The organism is Bacillus sp. FSL L8-0152 (assembly GCF_038006365.1).
Lineage (GTDB): Bacteria > Bacillota > Bacilli > Bacillales > Bacillaceae_G > Bacillus_A > Bacillus_A cereus.
The window spans coordinates 16,132-33,625 of record NZ_JBBOVB010000007.1 but is presented as its reverse complement, the minus strand read 5'-3'; the positions used below and the strand labels follow the sequence as shown (position 1 = coordinate 33,625).

Here is a 17,494-nt window from a genome sequence, read left to right as displayed (position 1 = left end):
TTGTTCAATCTTTTTTATACAATACAACGTGTTTTTAATCTTCCTAATTCTTCAAACCAAATTTTATCGTTAGTTTCTAATGCTAGAAGTTGAAGATTATGAATTGCATCATTGTCTAATTGAAACTTAACTGGGGATATGTCGTCTTTTGAGTATACCTTACTGTTTCTGTAACCAAATTTAACTTTTATAGATGTTTCAGTATGGTTTTTAAAAACGATAAAACCGACTTGATTTTCAGCTAAAACCCATTCGCCAACGTTCATAATTCCCCCTCCATTTTTATACAAAATTTAAATTGTATTAAACTAACTATTTTCATTTCGTTTACTTTTATTAGTTGAATACTGTTTATAAATTCCTAAAACAAGAGATAATGCCAATATAAAAATGGGTAATATAAAATAAAATTCTGTTGGAATCCAATCCATCTTTGGAACTGTTATCAATGGTTTCATAACTACCTCCATTATCTTGTTTTAATAACGTTTTAGTTTTCTATAAAATTCAAATTTGATTAAAACCAATTTAAACCTTTAATTTCTTTAAGAATCAACTAATTTAATTCACTAAAAACAAAATCATATAATACATCAGCAATACTTTCTGCATCGTAATCACTAACACACTTGGATAAAGCTTTAATTAACATCGGCCTTTCATCTTTAAAATTGATCTTGTAATCCACAAGAAAGCTCCAATTAAATGAAGGGATAGCAATTAAACAGCTATGTTTCATATCATGTTCGCAAAAATACACCGTTGGTGAATCATAGTTTTTTAAGGCTTCAAATTCCGCGAATTTCACCTATATCGCCCCCTTTCTTTTTATCCCTTAATCTTTTTATGAACGTTTTTTATTGAAACACCAGCTAAAAGGATTAAAGCAAGTGTAATGCCAAAACTAGCCATTACAAACGGTTCAACATCTGGATTTATTACACCCATAATTAAAACCTCCCATCCCCCTATTTTCTATTACCTAATTTATATTTTCCATATCATAAATGGTAATTTCTCTAAACACATTACCATTAACACGCATCAATTCTTGAAGATTATCCAACGATTCAAGAATATATGTCGCATTATCTTTTCTTACGTTCTCTTTCTCCAATCCTGTTAGTAACAGACTGTCTTCTGAAATATTATAAAACTGTCCAAATGCCTTCCTTACTTCTTCCCGATAATTTTGATCACATACAACATCAATAAAACACGGAATAAATTCTTTTGTATGAATTAACTTCACGCAAGACTCAAGCCATAAAAAAGCTCTATACCCATCTCCAGAATTGTACAATTCTAATGGTGCGAATTCCGTCACATCTGACGTTCTATACTGTTTTGTATAATTATAAAAACGTGAATATTCTTTACTAGCAAAAAGCCCTCCGCCAACAAAGATTGCAAGAGACATTCCAAACTCAAATTGTGGTTTCAAATTTTTTATCCAATGTTCTAAAACGTCATTATCCAACTTTTCTTTCACCTAGCATCCCCTCGACTCTTATAATGTGAAATCTTCCATCGTCTTTCTAATCTCATCGCCTTCAATTCCAATGTACCGTAACGTTTGCCCTTGTGTTGTATGACCAAATAATTTCATCAAATAGTACACATCTTTTTTTCTTTGATAGTAATGATAGCCGAAGCTCTTTCTCATTGAATGTGTCCCCCACTGATCTTTATCAATTCCACAGGCTAGGGCCGCTTTTCTTAAAATTGTATCAGCCATCTGTCTTGTAATCGGCTTATCTCCTTCACGGCTAGGAAACAGCCAATCTGAATCAGCCATTTGCTTTGTATACTTTTCAATTTCACGCTGTAAGACCGCATTAAAATACACATCAACGGTATTTTCCGTTTTCTCCATTTTAATTTTTGCTACATCTTTCCCTCTAACATCTTTTACTCGCAAACGTAATATGTCACTAATTCTCAAACCTGTATTAATACCAAAATAAAAAATAAAGTAATTCCGATAAGACGAGTTGCGCAATAACCATTCTTTCATTTCATCAATTTTTTCAAGTGAACGAATTGGCTCTTTTGCTCCTGGCTTACGTCCTCCTTTCGTCATATAAAATGACCTCCTAATCTTTGTTGTTAATTATATTATGTAAAACTTAATTATATTATAACTGTAATTTGTAAAATTAACAATGATTTCCTTTAGGTTTTACAAATAAAAAAACCAGCTATTACATGCGTAGAACGCACTATATAGCTGATTCATACCAATTTGCTATTTTCATACTTTTGTAAAACTCATTTTTTTCGACTTACGTATCCTTATGGGGCACGGCAACGATTCGTTCTTTTTCGGGCCACTTGCAAAAAACTTTCAAAATTATGATAAAACAATGACTTTAAGGTAATTAATTTTGAAAGTTTTAAGAATACTTGCTTAAAATGTGTTCTGTAAACATATTTTCCAGCAATATTTACAGGCGTTCTGTAAACTAATCTTGTTAAATTCATCTCAAAAAGTTAACGGAACTCTAATTCTGTTAACTAAAGTACTGAGTGGCCCCAAAAGGAAGTAATCGTTGCCGTCCCCCCTTATGATCGTTTACTTCCTTCCAACATGTTTTCAAGACACTTTATTAAGAAAATCTCACTTTTAGAAATCATACGTTCATGAGCAATTGCTGCATTAGGTGCTACATGATTTACCGCATAAGTCATTCCTTCTAGAAACTTTCTAATCTCATATACTGAAAATGTATACTTCTCTTCATCTTTATTTAATAATTCTTGCTGTACCGTTTCTATCAAATACATTATATAGTCGTGGTTCGTTCCATTTTCTTTCACATAATTTAAATCCGCAAATCTGTCATCAGGATACTTCCCAGAAGACTCGATTATCAAGCGACGGTAATCTGGAGTATCGTTATGTTGATATACACTATTTTCTTTATTATGCATGTGAACTTCCTCCACTAATCCGTATTTTTTGGTATCTTAAAAAGTAAATGTTTGCTCTTTTTCCAACTTAATATCTTAAATTATTTAAGTTGACCTCCCTTATTGAGGCTCTGTATACGCTACAACCTTACTTCTATCATCTGTCCATCTACTACTTATATTTCTTTGCTTACATGTCTTATATGCGTCCACACCTAGTATTTTTTCGGTCTTTTCTAGGTTCTCTGGAGTTACATTTTTACCCGTATTTACATGAGTTAACCATCCCCAGAAATATATTTTCTCGGATTCTTCAACATCTTTTCTGTACATCGCCACCTCATGCGGTTGTGGCTGATTATGGACTTTTACTGTTGCTGGTATTTTTTTATTAAATTCTTCAAAAAAATAACTTGATTGGAAAGGGTGTTTTTCATCGTATTCCAGCCCCAACACTTTACATAATTCACCGTACTTTTCACCTAAATAAGTATTAATAACAAACCCTGGTTTTACATCTAATTCAAAATAAAAATTTTTCATTTTCGCCCCAAACATTAATTTAAAAGGCGATTCATCAATGAAAAAGAAAACATCAAAAGTTACTTTATTAAAAGTGAAATCAAATCTGTAACGCTTTATCCCTTGTTCTTTCATTTCTTCATATAACTGTACAAGACCATCTAATTTCATTATCCTACCTCCTAATTATAAGCTTTTATTATATTTTACCATTTAACAGCAAACATTTGTTTCAATTTTCTGTTATTATTATTTAAAATTGCGTTAAAAAAGTGAAGATAAACACCCATTATAAAAACCTTACTTTTATAGTAAGGTTTTTATAATGGGGTAATGATAGGTAATTGATATTTATTTGTGTACCTAATAAACGTTATTTATTAACCGCCGGTATGGCCATGTGAGTATTGTACAATTTCATCAGCTGATAATTGAACCGCTTTTGAATAATCCGCACTTCCAAAAGTAAAAGTAATAGCCACTATACTAATTAAACTAAATATCAATTTTTTCATTTTCAAACCTCCTTTCCTTCATTTTTTTTTCTTGCTTGTGAACTTAAATAAAAATATTTACTTGCTTTTGAATCATTATCTTCATGATAGAACTTTACGGCTAATTTTTCAGTATATTCATGAATGTATTCATATAATTTTTCTTTTTCGAAGTACTCGTTACCTTCTAAAATTAATACTTCTAGTTGTAGTCCTGGTATCTCTTCATTAATTGCTTTTAGGATTTTAAAATGATGTTGATACTCTACAATTTTCAATTCATTACTAATATTTAAACCCTTTTCAAAAAGTTTTAATGCAATTTCTTTTTCGCCTATTTTTTCATGCTCACAAGCTTCTATCAAAATCGCTTTGTAATTATTCGGTATTTTTTCTGATACCTCTGATAAATAACGAATCGCTAATTCTGATAAATTTTGATTAGCGTACATAAAACCTAAATTATGTCGAGCGTATAATACCGCTTGTTCTTCTTGCTGTTTTTGGAACACATCCATTGCAGAAATTAAATATTCCTCTGCTAATTCATATTCTTTTAAATGTATACATACCAATCCAGAAACGTTATTACAGTAACCTATATTCAATTCGTATCCTCTATATTTAGAGAAAATTTCTTTTGCTTTAGACGCTTGTTTTAATGCTAAAACATATTGTTGTTTATGACAGTTAAATGTCGATAATTTAAAATAAAATTCTGCATGTTCTAATTGATCTGGGATTTCTTCCAGTTTTTCCTCAGCTTTTTCATAACACTCTTTCGCTTGACCATACTCTCCAGTTATAGTTAAATGCATTGCTTTAAAAAAGTAATAATAGTATGTTAATGAATCATCTTCTAACACATTAAATGATTCTATTTTATTAAAACTATCCTTGCCTATGCTTAGACTATCTATCATGTACTGGTGACGAAACTCTAATAAATAATAAGATGCAAGTACATTTGATGCATCCTCTATAGTTTTTATCTCTTTATCCACTATGCTTTTTAAATGTTGTGCTTTTTCTATATTTCTTTTGCGAATTTCTCCATACCATTCATTCAGCATATTCATAATTTTTTCATATCCCATTACTTGAACATTCACGATATATCCCCCTTTTACCAAATGTGTATTATTCCAATTTTACCATAATCAGATATAAAATAATTTTCTGAAACTTGAGAAAGTTTTTTTAACGGAAGTCTACTGTAATACTCCCATCTAATTGCTTTGAAATTTCTAAACATCTTTATATATGTTTGTTATTTTTCGAAATTCTACATATAATAAAAAAAGAAGATTTTTTTCTTCTGTTTTTGGGTTATTTGCGTTGCTTAGGTGAAGCAACGCTTTTTTTATGCAATTCTTTAGTTATAGTTTTTTTGTTGTTCTTCTTTTACAAACTGCTTTAATTCATCGTGTAAATTCATTGTTTTAATGAATTTATCGTACAATTTAATAAGTTCAGCTGCTTCCACCGCTTTCCCTATTATGATTGAATTATCCTCGCTAATCTCTTTAATATGGTTATCCCGCCACTCTATTTCTTCCTCTAATTCTTTTATTTTAGATTCTAAAATTTGTTCTTTTACCATTTTTCGATAATCCCCCCCTATAATTAATTTTTAGGTTAATTACGTTTTTATAGATGTTCTTAGAACAACATAAATTATCCCCTTTCAATTTCTCCAAACCATTGCTTCATTGCTTCTCTAGAAATTATCCACTCTTTCCGCTGTCCCCCAGGTTTAATAAAAAACTTAACCAGTCCTTGTTCAATCATAATTTCTAGTTGTTCTTTTACTTTCCTAGACGTTTTGGGTTGAAGTTTACTTTTTAATGTTGTCTCTGGAACATTCCATATATGGGCTGCCTCTCCAGGAGTCATATAATTATGAATATCATGCTGCATAGTAATTCCCCTTTCTATAGAGCTGCTAAAGAGTAGGTACCTACTCTTTAGCAGCTTTCACTTTCACCAAAACACTAATTATCCATATCCCAACACATATAACAAAGATGCTAGACCATACAGGGAATTTTTGAAAGTCGAATGCGAATAAAAATCCAATTACCACCAGAAACAGGAGTGTCGTGTCCATTGCGTTAAATATCTTTCTCATAACATTAATGAAAGAAGGGCTTTCAGATCGCTTTTTTATTTAGAAGGGAGTGGGTGGTTTCCCACCCCCTTCCTTTTTTGGGTTATTTGCGTTTCTTAGGTGACTTCTTTTTATTTTTCTTTTTGTCTTTTCGCACCTCGTAGAAGTTTTTCACTGCTACCGAGATGCTTGCCACCGACGCTGTTGCAAGCGATATGATTGTGAAGATTTCTTTCAGCCCTTCTTTCATTTTTTCACCTCCTTTGTTCTTGTTAATTCTATTATACGTCTTATAAGACGAAAAAACAACCTTTTTTAAAAAGTTTTCTGATTATTCGTTCGACAAAATATTTATATGAAATACATATACTTAACGTACGGATAATGCGATATATTTGGTCTTCTTTCATAAAAAAAAGCAAGGGATACCCCTGCCTTAATTACATAGAAAACCATTTTTTTATAACATCTAATATATTCGGTATATGATACGTTGAAACCACTATAGACCCAATAACGAAACTTATTATACTTTTTATCTTTTTTAAAACAAATGAAATAATAGCCCCACCAATAAGCAACACTAAAAGAACTGTTATCAATGTTCCCATGTCTTCCCCCTAATTTATTAACTTGCCTTTTGGGCATTATAAAAAGCTTCCTGTCCCCGTTCAATTACATACCCCTCAATGCTCCAAACACCCTTTTTTGCTTTTTTAGCTTCTTCTTGGGCAGATTTCAAATCATCATATAGCGTCACACTAGGCTTATTAACATACCTTACAACTCCCAAACCTTGACGCAAAATATCAGCTTCTACACATTTCCCATCTAAATACACATAAGCCAACTCACGTTTATAAAGGTCTTCTTTTTGTCCTATATCATAAAATAACTCTACATTTTTTCCTTCTAACAATTTTTTTGTATATGCAGAAGCTTCTTTTCCGTACTTCATAGGCGTTTTTTCACCAGGCTTTACACTCTCTGGAGTATCCAGTAAAAGCATTCTAATTTTCGTTTCTTTCCCTTTTATATCAACCGTTAACGTGTCACCGTCAACTACTTTTTTTACTTTTGCTGTTACCTTCTCTAAATCTTTAATTTTGTCCTGGTATTCTATTTTTTGTGCTTGTGAAGCAGCGGTTTTTTCTGCATTCGGAGCCTCTTTATTACTACAAGAAACTAACATTATTCCGACCAATATAACCATTATTAATTGAAGAAGCCTTTTCTTTATATTCATGTTTAATTTCCCAGCTCCTTTTTATCACTTTTAATTTAAACCTCCCAGGAACCTCCATTTGATGTTTAAAGATGGGCAGGACCTATTGTGTTGTTATTTCTACTAGAGCACCTTAAAACGAATCCTGGGAAGTCATTTTTTACAAACTAGCTTATATGCCCTTCCTTTTCTAATGGTTGTTGAATTTTCAAGTCGTCAACTACCCATCTTTTTTGTTCGTCGTTATAAACTAGCTTTATATCAAGTAACATTTGACTTACACTCGTTACATTATTTACAGTGATTTTTTGCCATACCCTTGCAAATATATTTGCATTTTTCTCGTCAACAGGTGTAAAGTATAACAACTGTTTATCAATTCCAGAAATAATTGTCTTATCTGGAGCGGTTTTTTCTGCACTTTCATTTATATCTGTTCCCGAAGGAGTCAACATTTTTGCGCCTTTTTCTGTTGTGAATGGCTTTATTTTTGTCCAAGCTCTTTCACCTTTTGCCGTATTGTATTCAAAAAATGCTTTTAAAAAGTTTTCTGTATCTTTTTTAACTTTGTCCTCTGTATTATTTTCTTTACTCACAACAGTTTGATATAATTCTTCATTCTCTTTATTTAGCTTTTTATTTTTATCTATTAATTTCTGATTCTGTGCTTCATACTCTGTTACTTGTGATGATTTATTGATACCGAATATCCCCAATACTACTAACAAAACAACAAGAACAGAAATTATAATTTTATTCATATTCCTCTCCTCACTTCACTCTTCTAATCCCTGAAAAATGGTCAACCCAATATTTCTTACTTAGTTCTGCGTAATGCAAATGTGTTCCACCCGCGTTAAACATTTTGTTATTACCAATATAAATTCCGATATGTGAAATTCCTGGTTTATAAGTATCGTGAAAGAAAACTAAATCCCCTGGCGCTGGTTTATCTACTGGAACGGTTTGATTATACATGTCCTCTGCCGTTCCGCTTATTCTAATTCCTAATTTGTTGTAACTCCATTCTACTAATCCAGAACAGTCAAAATACGGTGGTGCTCTTCCGCCAAATACATACGGGTAACCATCGTACGGCGAAACAAGAGCCATAATTTCATTAAATTTTATATTAGCTGGACCATCCCCCGTCCCGTCCCCAGGACCAGTACCCCCAACACCACCGCCACCAGTAGCAACGTAGTGTTTTAATACCTTTTCTACATAGCTAAAATCGCCATAGCAGTACGGACTCCTAAAGCCACATTGAGTGCGTCCACCGTTATGCTCTAAGGCGAATTGTTTCGCTAATTCAAGGGTGTACGCTCCTCCATTTTTTTGCACATAATAGAAAAAACCTGTTCCGAAATTATACGTTTGAAGTGCTAATTTGATTTTTTCAATATCTGCTGGACCAGATACCCCAACTAATTCAAGAGCATGTTTAAGCTCTTGTATTCCGCACCATATTGAATAATCAGAATCGGTTATACCATTTTGCACCTTTGGATACCTAGTATTAAATGCCCCTTCTGCGCTCTGCATTACATCGACCAAAGTCCCTCCGCTCTCCTGTTCAATAAGGGCCAAAGCCAAAGGCACAAACTGTTCAACCCCAAACTCTTGAGCGTGTTTCCTCACCATCGGCTCCCATTTTAAAACGTCGGGCGATACATTCGCCGTACCTATTCCACCTATTCCACCTATTCCACCCGTTCCAGGTTTTTGTATATCCGTTTCTCCTAGTGACCCAATAAAAAGCAATGCTCCTAAAATTGCAATTGCTCCTGCCAAAATAGCAGCGATAATAAGTTTTACTTTTAAACTCACTGCCCCAATAGCTTTTTTTGCAACATGGTTAACAACGTGTTTCGTTACGGTTTGAGTAGTATTTGTTTGACCTTCCATATATCTCCCCTCTATAAGTAGTCCGTATGGACTATTTACCATACGGACCTTTTTTATATTTTAAATTTCTCCCTCTTCATTAACTCGCTCGCGTTCCACATGTTCCTCCTGGATACCTGGGCCGCCTATATGATTTTCAACGTATCTATCATTCTCTCGTTTATTATCATATTGCTTTTTTACTCCCCTATTTTTTTCTTGAATGTGTTGCAACTGCTCTCTTTCAACTTCTACACGTTGATTTTGTCTTATTCGTTTTTGTTGTACTCTTGGATCATGTTCTTCTCGATTTCCTGTATCTCGTATTTCTTCTGCCCTATTACGAATAACTTGCGTTTCTCCATTTTGCTCTTGGATATGCTGCGAATGCTCACGCGTTACTTCTACACGTTGATTTTGTTTTACCCGTTTTTGTTGTATTGGTCTTTCTTTTTCAACTTCTTCCACCGCCGGACCTGGTGTTTCCACTCTATTGCGAATGACTTGCGTTTCTCCATTTTGCTCTTGGATATGTTGCAGCTGCTCGCGCGTTACTTCTACACGTTGATTTTGTCTTATCCGCTTTTGTTGTGTTGCTCTTTCTTTTTCAACTTCTTCCACCGCCGGACCTGGTGTCATTTCTGCTCTGTTTCGAACTATTTGCGTTCCTCCATTTTGTTCCTGGATGTTTTGTAACTGTTCACGTGTTACCTGTACATTCTGTGATTGTGTAAAACGCCTTTGCAACGGTGCTGCTGGAACTACTGGACTTTCTATTGTTGGACCTGGTGTCGCTTCTGCTCTGTTTCGAACTATTTGCGTTCCTCCATTTTGTTCCTGGATGTTTTGTAACTGTTCACGTGTTACCTGTACATTCTGTGATTGTGTAAAACGCCTTTGCAACGGTGCTGCTGGAACTACTGGACTTTCTATTGTTGGACCTGGTGTCGCTTCTGCTCTGTTTCGAACTATTTGCGTTCCTCCATTTTGTTCCTGGATGTTTTGTAACTGTTCACGTGTTACCTGTACATTCTGTGATTGTGTAAAACGCCTTTGCAGCGATGCTGCTGGAACTACTGGACTTTCTATTGTTGGACCTGGTGTCGCTTCTGCTCTGTTTCGAACTATTTGCGTTCCTCCATTTTGTTCCTGGATGTTTTGTAACTGTTCACGTGTTACCTGTACATTCTGTGGTTGTGTAAAACGTCTTTGCAGCGATGTTGCTGGAACTACTGGACTTTCTATTGTTGGACCTGGTGTCGCTTCTGCTCTGTTTCGAACTATTTGCGTTCCTCCATTTTGTTCCTGGATGTTTTGTAACTGTTCACGTGTTACCTGTACATTCTGTGGTTGTGTAAAGCGTCTTTGCAGCGATGCTGCTGGAACTACTGGACTTTCTATTGTTGGGCCTGGTGTCACTTCTGGTCTATTTCGAACTATTTGCGTTCCTCCATTTTGCTCCTGGATGTTTTGTAATTGCTCACGTGTTACCTGTATATTCTGTGGTTGTGTAAAGCGTCTTTGCAGCGATGCTGCTGGAACAATCGGACTTTCTATTGTTGGACCTGGCGTCACTTCTGGTCTATTTCGAACTATTTGTGTTCCTCCATTTTGTTCCTGGATGTTTTGCAACTGCTCACGCGTTAACTGTACATTCTGTGGTTGTGTAAAACGTCTTTGTAGTGATACTGCTGGAACTGTTTTTGGATCTCGTATTGCTGGATTTTGTACTTCTTCGCTTCTTTCTTGTGGTGTACGTATCCCTCCATTTTGTTCCTGGATATTTTGTAATTGCTCATGTGTTAACGGTACATTTTGTGGTTGTGTAAAACGTCTTTGCAATACTCCTACTGGAACCGTCTTTGGATCACGTGCCGCTGGATTTTGTACTTCTCCACTTCTTTCTTGCGGTGTACGTATCTCACCATTTTGCCCCTGGATGTTTTGTAATTGTTCACGTGTTAATTGTACATTTTGTGGTTGTTTGAAACGTCTTTGTAACGTCCCTGGCCCTGGTGCTAACCCTGTTCCTCCTTGTATTGGTAATGGCCCTTGCTCTTCTCCACTTTGTCCTTGAAGCTTTCTAATAGCAATTTCTCGATTAAGAAGGTTTTTGTGTGGTGCTCCAACTACATTTCTTATTTGTTCGGCTTCTGCTCCTTCGGGATTAAAACGGTCAATCATAGCACCAGCAAGTTTCCCTTGTCGTTTATCTTTATAAGCTTGAAGTTCTACAATGTTAGGTGGATTTAATGTTGGATCTAGATTATCAAGTTGAGGTTTATTTTTTGAAGGTGATTCTGCTGTTGTTGCAACTTCTTGCATTGCTGGATTCATACGGCCTTGCTGACGTTTTTTAAGTTCTGCCATGCGTTGTTTTTGCTGTTCTTTTGATAAAAATATTTGTCGTTGGGGATCAGTAGGCTTTCGGTTTCTCACATCCGTATTTTGTAACCTTTCTGACGGTCTGCTCATTTTGCTTAGAAATCCTTTTGCCTGTCGTAAACGATTTTTGTAATTTGCTAGAGATTGACCAGTACTAGAAGCCACGCCCCCAGCAACAGTATTTAACATTCCAAAAATTTCTCTACGTTTTGTCCAGATACCCAAATATGCAATAATTTGTACTAACATTACTCCCATGTATCCTAAATCTGAAATACTAGAAGCACGGTATAAAATTCCCGATACCGTAAATAACATCGTTAGAAGTAAACCAACCGCAATTTTAATCAATGCTGCATCAATTAGCTTTTTAAACCAGTTTGTAGCTGTATGTTGCCATGCTGGAACCATTCCAATAATAAAAGCAACTGGACCTAATAAAGCTAATATTAAAAACAAAATTTGATAGAAAATCATTGTGCATGATAAAAGCAAAACCAAAATACCAATGATTATATCTGCAATGAAAACAAGTGGAACCATGCCCGCGCGTAATTTAATTCCATTTAGCCCCATCATTTCATTTTTGTAATCTTTGACTTCCTTTTCTGCAATTTTTTCTCTCTCTTCTCCCTTTAAATTCGGATCAAGTGCAAGTAAATTATCTACCCGGTCTTTATCTTCTTTTTTAATTTCCTCTTCTTCCACTACACCATACTGCATTAAGAGATATGGTTTTTTTATCATGAGATCAAACATTTGATTTCGAACAGTTGCAATTCCTTCTTTTTGGTTATAACCAGTACCAGGATTAACGATACTAGCACTTGCACTTAAAACTTCACTTTGAATTGCTGCCGATCCGTCATTTATCTTTTTCAAGATCTGATCTGCTAAACCAAAATATCCAAAAGCACAAACCATAATTACAAAAGAAGATAACAGACCCGATCCAGCTCTAGACGTTTGACGTTTAATCAAGCCGACCCAAATAGCCCACGTTCCCACTAATATAATCATAAATGAACCTAATAGAGGGAATAGACCTGTAGTTCTAAAACCACCATTAAAGCCCGCAATAGCGCGTATTGCTTCTGCTATTTGCCCAACTACTGCACTTACAAAATCTAAACTAAAAGCCTTTTCGGCCACGAACATAACAAAATATGAAAACATTACATTTGTAGTCCATAAGAACTCCATGAACTGCATAACAGCTAGAAATATTTGTTTCCCTGCCCCATCTTTCCAATTCCAGGGTAACCAGTCACCGCCGGTATCAACATAGGTATCTAGATCATAATTAAAAAAAGGATATTTATTATACTCTGCTGGTACTTTACCTACTTGTTTTTCATCTGGATTTTGAGGTACAAAGTCATTTTGTGGATTTGCTGCTAATACAGTAGGCTGTGGAGCCCCAAAAAACACTAACCCGCATATCATCAACAAAGAAGCAAGGAAACGCTTCACTTATCATCCCACTCCCTTACAATTACCTCTTTTAGATTTTTCTTCGCAATAGTTTCATCTAAATTTCTTAGACTGCTAAAATCAGGCTTTTTCCATCCTTCTTTTGTTTCTTCAATCTCCATATCTTCTACACGTTTTTTGTTATCTGTTGGATCAACATATGAGATACGATAATAGTAATGTGTAGCTGAATCTTTCCATTCAATTAATTCATAATTTCTTATGATTAAACTATTTTTCTTTTTATTATCTGGGTTTAATGCTGACGTTTTTTTAATAATCATACTATCTCTAGTTTTATCGTCTCTTTGAACCATCGCATTAGCCCATTTAACAGGAAAATCTCTTGCTTCTTCACTTGTCTTAGACGTTGTGTTGCTACCACATCCCGTGATAGCAACCACCATCAATATGAATAACGCGATTATTTTTTTCACGTTAATACACCCTCTTTATCCTCTGTTTTTGTTTCCTTTTCTTCTGGTGGTCTTGTGTCGAATGCATCAAATAAATCCTTGAATAGAGCGTTAACCCTAATCACACCAACACGTCCGTAAATGTCCTGGAACAGACATTGGCCGTTCTCTAATTCTTTTAATGTATCAATGTTATGCTGTGTTTCTTGTAAATTAAAAAACTGCAATACATTTTTAATCTCTTGTGGATCAGTGGAACGAAATGCAAATTTCATACCGATATTATTTTTCATTTTTTCATCTAATAAGTCATTTGCGTTTTGTGTAACAAAATAAATCCCTGCATTCATTGAACGTCCAGCACGAACCATCTGCATTCCCAATTGTCTTCCTTGCGATGTATTCAGAACGGCCCAGGCCTCATCTAATAGCACCACTTTATATTGACTTCTATCACTTTTTACGAATTTTAAGGCAAAAGAAGAAATTGAGATCATCATTGCAACCGATAGCATTTCACCCGGTTCATATTTCTCTTGCGGTTTATGTGCTTCGGGAAGCTCCAAATCTTGAATTTGTAGGATATTCATTGCTGTTTCTAATTGAATCGCATTTTCTACTTCTCCGTCACTAAATAACAGGTGAGCGAACGACAATGTTTTAAAAGAATCTATATGAACCCCTAATTTTCTAGCCTCTGGATCTTCATGTTGAAGCAATGTTTCTATAATCTTATTCATGCATGGTTTTTCACTACTTCCCACCTCTGTAATTGTTCTAGAAAGATAAGGGAAACGGTCCGCATCTTGTACGGTTACACCAGTTAAAAAGCTTAGAGTGTTAAGCGCTAATGATTCCGCTTCTTTACGGTCTGAATGAATAATGAACGGATCAAGTTTTCCAGCATTCTTCTTGTTCGATGTAAGAGAAATGATATTAATTTGATCTTTCATTTCATAAAGCTTTTCTTTCCATTCTCCACGTTCTGACTTCGGATCAATAATCAGTGCTTTCGCGCCGCCCAAAACACTTAAATACGTAATTAAGTTACTCGCAAAACTTTTACCTCCACCAAGCGACCCTAAAAAACTCATTGCAAGCGCATTTGTTTTCGAACCTTTTATACCTTGCGCTGCACGGTTTGGAATCATATACACTGGTTGGTCTAGATAACCGTGTGTAGCAATAAAAAATCCTTCTCCATCTCCTAGTTGTTGTGTTGCACCGTACATACTTCCAGCAAGTGTATCCGGCTCCATATAATGCGTATAATCTTTGACATATCGTTTCGCACCTGGTAAAAACTCATTAAAAAGTAACCATTGATCTCCATAAGGTTGCTCTATTTTAATCCCCATATCATCATACATATCTCTAATTGTGTCCGTACGCCGTTTTAACTCATCTTCATCTTCTGCGGATACGCATAGTACAATAGATACCTTTAATACAGGGCTTCTTGTTCCTTGTAAATATGCCTCTAACTCATATGATTCTTGTCTTGCTTGTAGCACATGTAAACTAGGCTCATGCCCTGTCTCACGTGCATGACTTTCTACATCCTTTAATTCCTTTTGTTTATTTCGTACAATAGATAACGCCTTACGATTTTCTATTGTCTCTGTTCTTACGCTTACTTCTACTGGAAAATCTATAGTTTGAATCATGTATAACCATTCATTCCCTGGAAACAACATTTCATGTGGTACATTGCTCATTGTTAGAAATGCTACATGGGATTTCTTTTCTTCTTTTCCTAACATTTGCTTTAAAATTAAGCTACGCTTTGGTGATTCATCAACTAACCCCTCTGTTAAACGTAACGTGTCGTATTGTACTGGACGACGGACCTTTGTTTTTTCCTCTTCTTCTTTAAGATAAACGGGATTCCATTCTAATCTTGGTGGCTTTTCTATAGAACGATACCAGTTGCGACGAATTAAAAATTGTATCGTATCTTCTGAAATTCGTGCTCCTTTCAAACGCCCATATACTTTATTAAAAGCTAAACGTTCTACTTTACGATAACGATCAATTAAATCTTCACTAATCGTTGGCATATCAAGATTTACTGCCTCATGTACACCTTGAACAAAATCTTTAAAAGCATTCTTCATATCTTTCCAAAGTGAATTTTTTAAGCCATCTGGCTTCTGGAGCTTTACACCAACATAAAACCTATATTCTGTCCCTTCATACCCCAATAGAGATTCTAATTGATTAGCCACATCGTCCGTGTGACGCGTCGCTGCATCTTTTAACGGGCCTTTTAATTTAATTTTAAAACGCTCGTGAATCTCTCGTATAGACTGATGGTTCGGAATAATAAGGAGGTGAGTGTCTAATCCTATTTGCCAAAAAAAGGACTTTAAACGATTAAAAATCGTTTCTTTTTCATCCCCACTTGTAAAATCGTAATTAAATCCTGGTAGTTCATAGTAAGCCCAACATGAATCATCTTGTGAAAACACTAGATCCCCTTCAAAATACTTAATTGGAAATTCAATCATCCACTATTTCCTCCTCTGGGATTGCTTCTATTTTCCGATAAGTTACAACACTTTTATATGAATATGGTTTCTTTGGCACTGTCACCGCTTTATACCTATTTTTCTGCTTTTCTTCGAAATGGAATAGGATAACTCTCATAATAAAACGATGTGGTGCTTTCCCATCTAATTGCTTTTTTGTAAAAAACCATGTTAAAAATCCAGGGATGAAAAGGTATTCTACTAGATCAAGATGAATTAAACTAAGCGGGGGGATTTGATTTAATAAGTACACAAGAACTACTCCGCCCAAGAAAAAACCAGCTTGCCGATAGGTGACATCTATCGGCAAGCTAATATCTAAAATCCCATACAATGGCTTTTCAAACTGCCATACAGAATTGTAAGTTTTCAATACTTTATTTTTCATTGGATCACTTCCCAAATATTGTAGTGAAGAATTTAGATCCTAAAGATTTAACTGTATCTGGTGCAAATACGAATACAGAAACTATTAAAGCAAAAACGAAAAAGCCTACGAATTGAGAAAACTGACGTTTTACTAAGAAATAAATTGCAACCGCCCCAATGATAACTAAAAACAACGCCCCAATTTGTGTTCCAAACCAATTTTGTATATTTTCACCGAAATTCATAATTGTTTTCCTCCCCTATTTTTCTATTGATTTTGTAATTTCGATACAGTCCAACGGCCTTTTTCTTTTTCTACCCATAATGTAAATGGATATTCATATTTTGCTTTTGACTGATTATCTTGCACAATAGCTACTGTTACAATCTTGTAGCCATCCCCATTTTGTATAACGCGCATATCCTTGATTTTCTGGTACGTCACCACCTCCTGCAATGGCTTTATCTTCTTATCCTTTGTGTAATATTCAAGCTCTGTATTTGTACCTGTTGTATAGACTTTAAAAAATGTATTTAAAAACTCTTGAATATCTCGTTTTACTACACTATCCATAATCGGTGTTTCACGAAAGTCATTTTTCTCTGTCACTTTTGCCTTCCCTACTGGATTTGTATAATATGGGATTTCATTCACAACATATCCTTTTCCATCTGTTTTCATTGGTACAATGAAATATTTCGTAGTCTCTGTTTTATCTTCTGCGTTAATTTTCTTCAAATGTTGTTGTACGCTAACTGTGATATATACTTGATCTTTCCCCTGCTGTTTAGCGTCCCAAACTTGTATTTTTCCTGGTGAAGAGTTCCACTCCACTCCTTCAAAATTAAGTCCCGCTTGTTCATCCAGCTTTTCTGCCAGATATGGTTTTAATCGCTCTGCTCTTTTCTTTTTCGCATCGTCGCTACTATCCCATGCAAAATACTCATGCGCAAAATTAGTTGCAAATGTTTGAGCCCCTACTAATTGTTGAACTTCCATTTCTACTTTATCGGGCTGTTTCTTTGCATTTACTTCCTCATGATTACCTGCTCTTACTACTGCGACAAGAGAAAAACACATTGATAAACCAAGTGCGGTCCAAAAAGCTCCTTTCATAAACTTTCGGCGTACAACGGTTTTTGGCGCTTCTCTTTTTCCCATTACAGCC

The 17,494-nt window shown here is 35.0% G+C and carries 22 protein-coding genes; all 22 read right to left on the bottom strand.

What is annotated here, in order from left to right:
* Positions 1–14: 14 nt before the first annotated feature.
* Entirely contained in the window at positions 15–266 is a 252-nt protein-coding gene (locus tag MHH27_RS31915) for a hypothetical protein (protein ID WP_340945890.1), read from the bottom strand.
* 42 nt (positions 267–308) lie between these two features.
* The gene (locus tag MHH27_RS31910) at positions 309–458 is read right to left on the bottom strand and encodes a hypothetical protein (RefSeq protein ID WP_199664531.1); all 150 of its coding nucleotides are present in this window, start codon (positions 456–458) and stop codon (positions 309–311) included.
* 98 nt (positions 459–556) lie between these two features.
* On the bottom strand, positions 557–808 hold the full coding sequence (locus MHH27_RS31905) for a YueH family protein (protein ID WP_199664529.1): 252 nt from the start codon (positions 806–808) through the stop codon (positions 557–559).
* 174 nt (positions 809–982) lie between these two features.
* Complete coding sequence (locus MHH27_RS31900; RefSeq protein WP_340946172.1) at positions 983–1,492, bottom strand: hypothetical protein; 510 nt, start codon at positions 1,490–1,492, stop codon at positions 983–985.
* 18 nt (positions 1,493–1,510) lie between these two features.
* Positions 1,511–2,083: a tyrosine-type recombinase/integrase gene (locus tag MHH27_RS31895; RefSeq protein WP_340946170.1), complete on the bottom strand. Its 573-nt coding sequence runs from the start codon at positions 2,081–2,083 to the stop codon at positions 1,511–1,513.
* A 482-nt stretch (positions 2,084–2,565) separates the two neighbouring features.
* Positions 2,566–2,934 (bottom strand): hypothetical protein, encoded by a 369-nt coding sequence (locus tag MHH27_RS31890; RefSeq protein WP_340946168.1) that lies wholly within the window; start codon positions 2,932–2,934, stop codon positions 2,566–2,568.
* A 99-nt stretch (positions 2,935–3,033) separates the two neighbouring features.
* Complete coding sequence (locus MHH27_RS31885) at positions 3,034–3,606, bottom strand: DUF6037 family protein (protein ID WP_282896158.1); 573 nt, start codon at positions 3,604–3,606, stop codon at positions 3,034–3,036.
* Positions 3,607–3,815: 209 nt separating this feature from the next.
* Positions 3,816–3,950 carry a hypothetical protein gene (locus tag MHH27_RS31880; RefSeq protein ID WP_256973014.1) on the bottom strand — a complete coding sequence of 45 codons (135 nt, stop codon included), beginning with the start codon at positions 3,948–3,950 and terminating at the stop codon, positions 3,816–3,818.
* Positions 3,951–3,952: 2 nt separating this feature from the next.
* Positions 3,953–5,041, bottom strand: coding sequence for a Rap family tetratricopeptide repeat protein (locus MHH27_RS31875; RefSeq protein ID WP_340946155.1), 1,089 nt, complete (start codon positions 5,039–5,041; stop codon positions 3,953–3,955).
* Positions 5,042–5,304: 263 nt separating this feature from the next.
* Positions 5,305–5,532, bottom strand: a complete 228-nt coding sequence (locus MHH27_RS31870; RefSeq protein ID WP_319618223.1) for a hypothetical protein — start codon at positions 5,530–5,532, stop codon at positions 5,305–5,307.
* Positions 5,533–5,606: 74 nt separating this feature from the next.
* Positions 5,607–5,849, bottom strand: coding sequence for a DNA-binding protein (locus MHH27_RS31865; RefSeq protein WP_340946152.1), 243 nt, complete (start codon positions 5,847–5,849; stop codon positions 5,607–5,609).
* 293 nt (positions 5,850–6,142) lie between these two features.
* Positions 6,143–6,289 carry a hypothetical protein gene (locus tag MHH27_RS31860; protein ID WP_179194470.1) on the bottom strand — a complete coding sequence of 49 codons (147 nt, stop codon included), beginning with the start codon at positions 6,287–6,289 and terminating at the stop codon, positions 6,143–6,145.
* A gap of 190 nt (positions 6,290–6,479) precedes the next feature.
* Positions 6,480–6,650 carry a hypothetical protein gene (locus tag MHH27_RS31855; RefSeq protein WP_340946148.1) on the bottom strand — a complete coding sequence of 57 codons (171 nt, stop codon included), beginning with the start codon at positions 6,648–6,650 and terminating at the stop codon, positions 6,480–6,482.
* A 17-nt stretch (positions 6,651–6,667) separates the two neighbouring features.
* Complete coding sequence (locus tag MHH27_RS31850; protein WP_340946145.1) at positions 6,668–7,285, bottom strand: thermonuclease family protein; 618 nt, start codon at positions 7,283–7,285, stop codon at positions 6,668–6,670.
* 146 nt (positions 7,286–7,431) lie between these two features.
* Positions 7,432–8,025: a hypothetical protein gene (locus MHH27_RS31845; RefSeq protein WP_098110916.1), complete on the bottom strand. Its 594-nt coding sequence runs from the start codon at positions 8,023–8,025 to the stop codon at positions 7,432–7,434.
* 10 nt (positions 8,026–8,035) lie between these two features.
* Complete coding sequence (locus MHH27_RS31840; RefSeq protein WP_340946144.1) at positions 8,036–9,214, bottom strand: bifunctional lytic transglycosylase/C40 family peptidase; 1,179 nt, start codon at positions 9,212–9,214, stop codon at positions 8,036–8,038.
* Positions 9,215–9,232: 18 nt separating this feature from the next.
* A complete protein-coding gene (locus MHH27_RS31835; RefSeq protein WP_445688935.1) occupies positions 9,233–12,982 on the bottom strand; it encodes a CD3337/EF1877 family mobilome membrane protein in 3,750 nt (1,249 codons plus the stop codon).
* Positions 12,983–13,005: 23 nt separating this feature from the next.
* Positions 13,006–13,446: a hypothetical protein gene (locus tag MHH27_RS31830; protein ID WP_319618201.1), complete on the bottom strand. Its 441-nt coding sequence runs from the start codon at positions 13,444–13,446 to the stop codon at positions 13,006–13,008.
* Positions 13,443–15,935: an ATP-binding protein gene (locus MHH27_RS31825; protein WP_340946140.1), complete on the bottom strand. Its 2,493-nt coding sequence runs from the start codon at positions 15,933–15,935 to the stop codon at positions 13,443–13,445. Before MHH27_RS31825 ends, MHH27_RS31830 begins: the two co-directional genes overlap by 4 nt.
* On the bottom strand, positions 15,928–16,344 hold the full coding sequence (locus MHH27_RS31820) for a TcpE family conjugal transfer membrane protein (RefSeq protein ID WP_340946136.1): 417 nt from the start codon (positions 16,342–16,344) through the stop codon (positions 15,928–15,930). The genes MHH27_RS31825 and MHH27_RS31820 overlap by 8 nt, the downstream gene beginning before the upstream one ends.
* A 4-nt stretch (positions 16,345–16,348) precedes the next feature.
* Positions 16,349–16,570 (bottom strand): hypothetical protein, encoded by a 222-nt coding sequence (locus MHH27_RS31815; protein WP_088048157.1) that lies wholly within the window; start codon positions 16,568–16,570, stop codon positions 16,349–16,351.
* 23 nt (positions 16,571–16,593) lie between these two features.
* Positions 16,594–17,487, bottom strand: coding sequence for a conjugal transfer protein (locus MHH27_RS31810; RefSeq protein WP_340946131.1), 894 nt, complete (start codon positions 17,485–17,487; stop codon positions 16,594–16,596).
* Between the last annotated feature and the right edge of the window lie 7 nt (positions 17,488–17,494).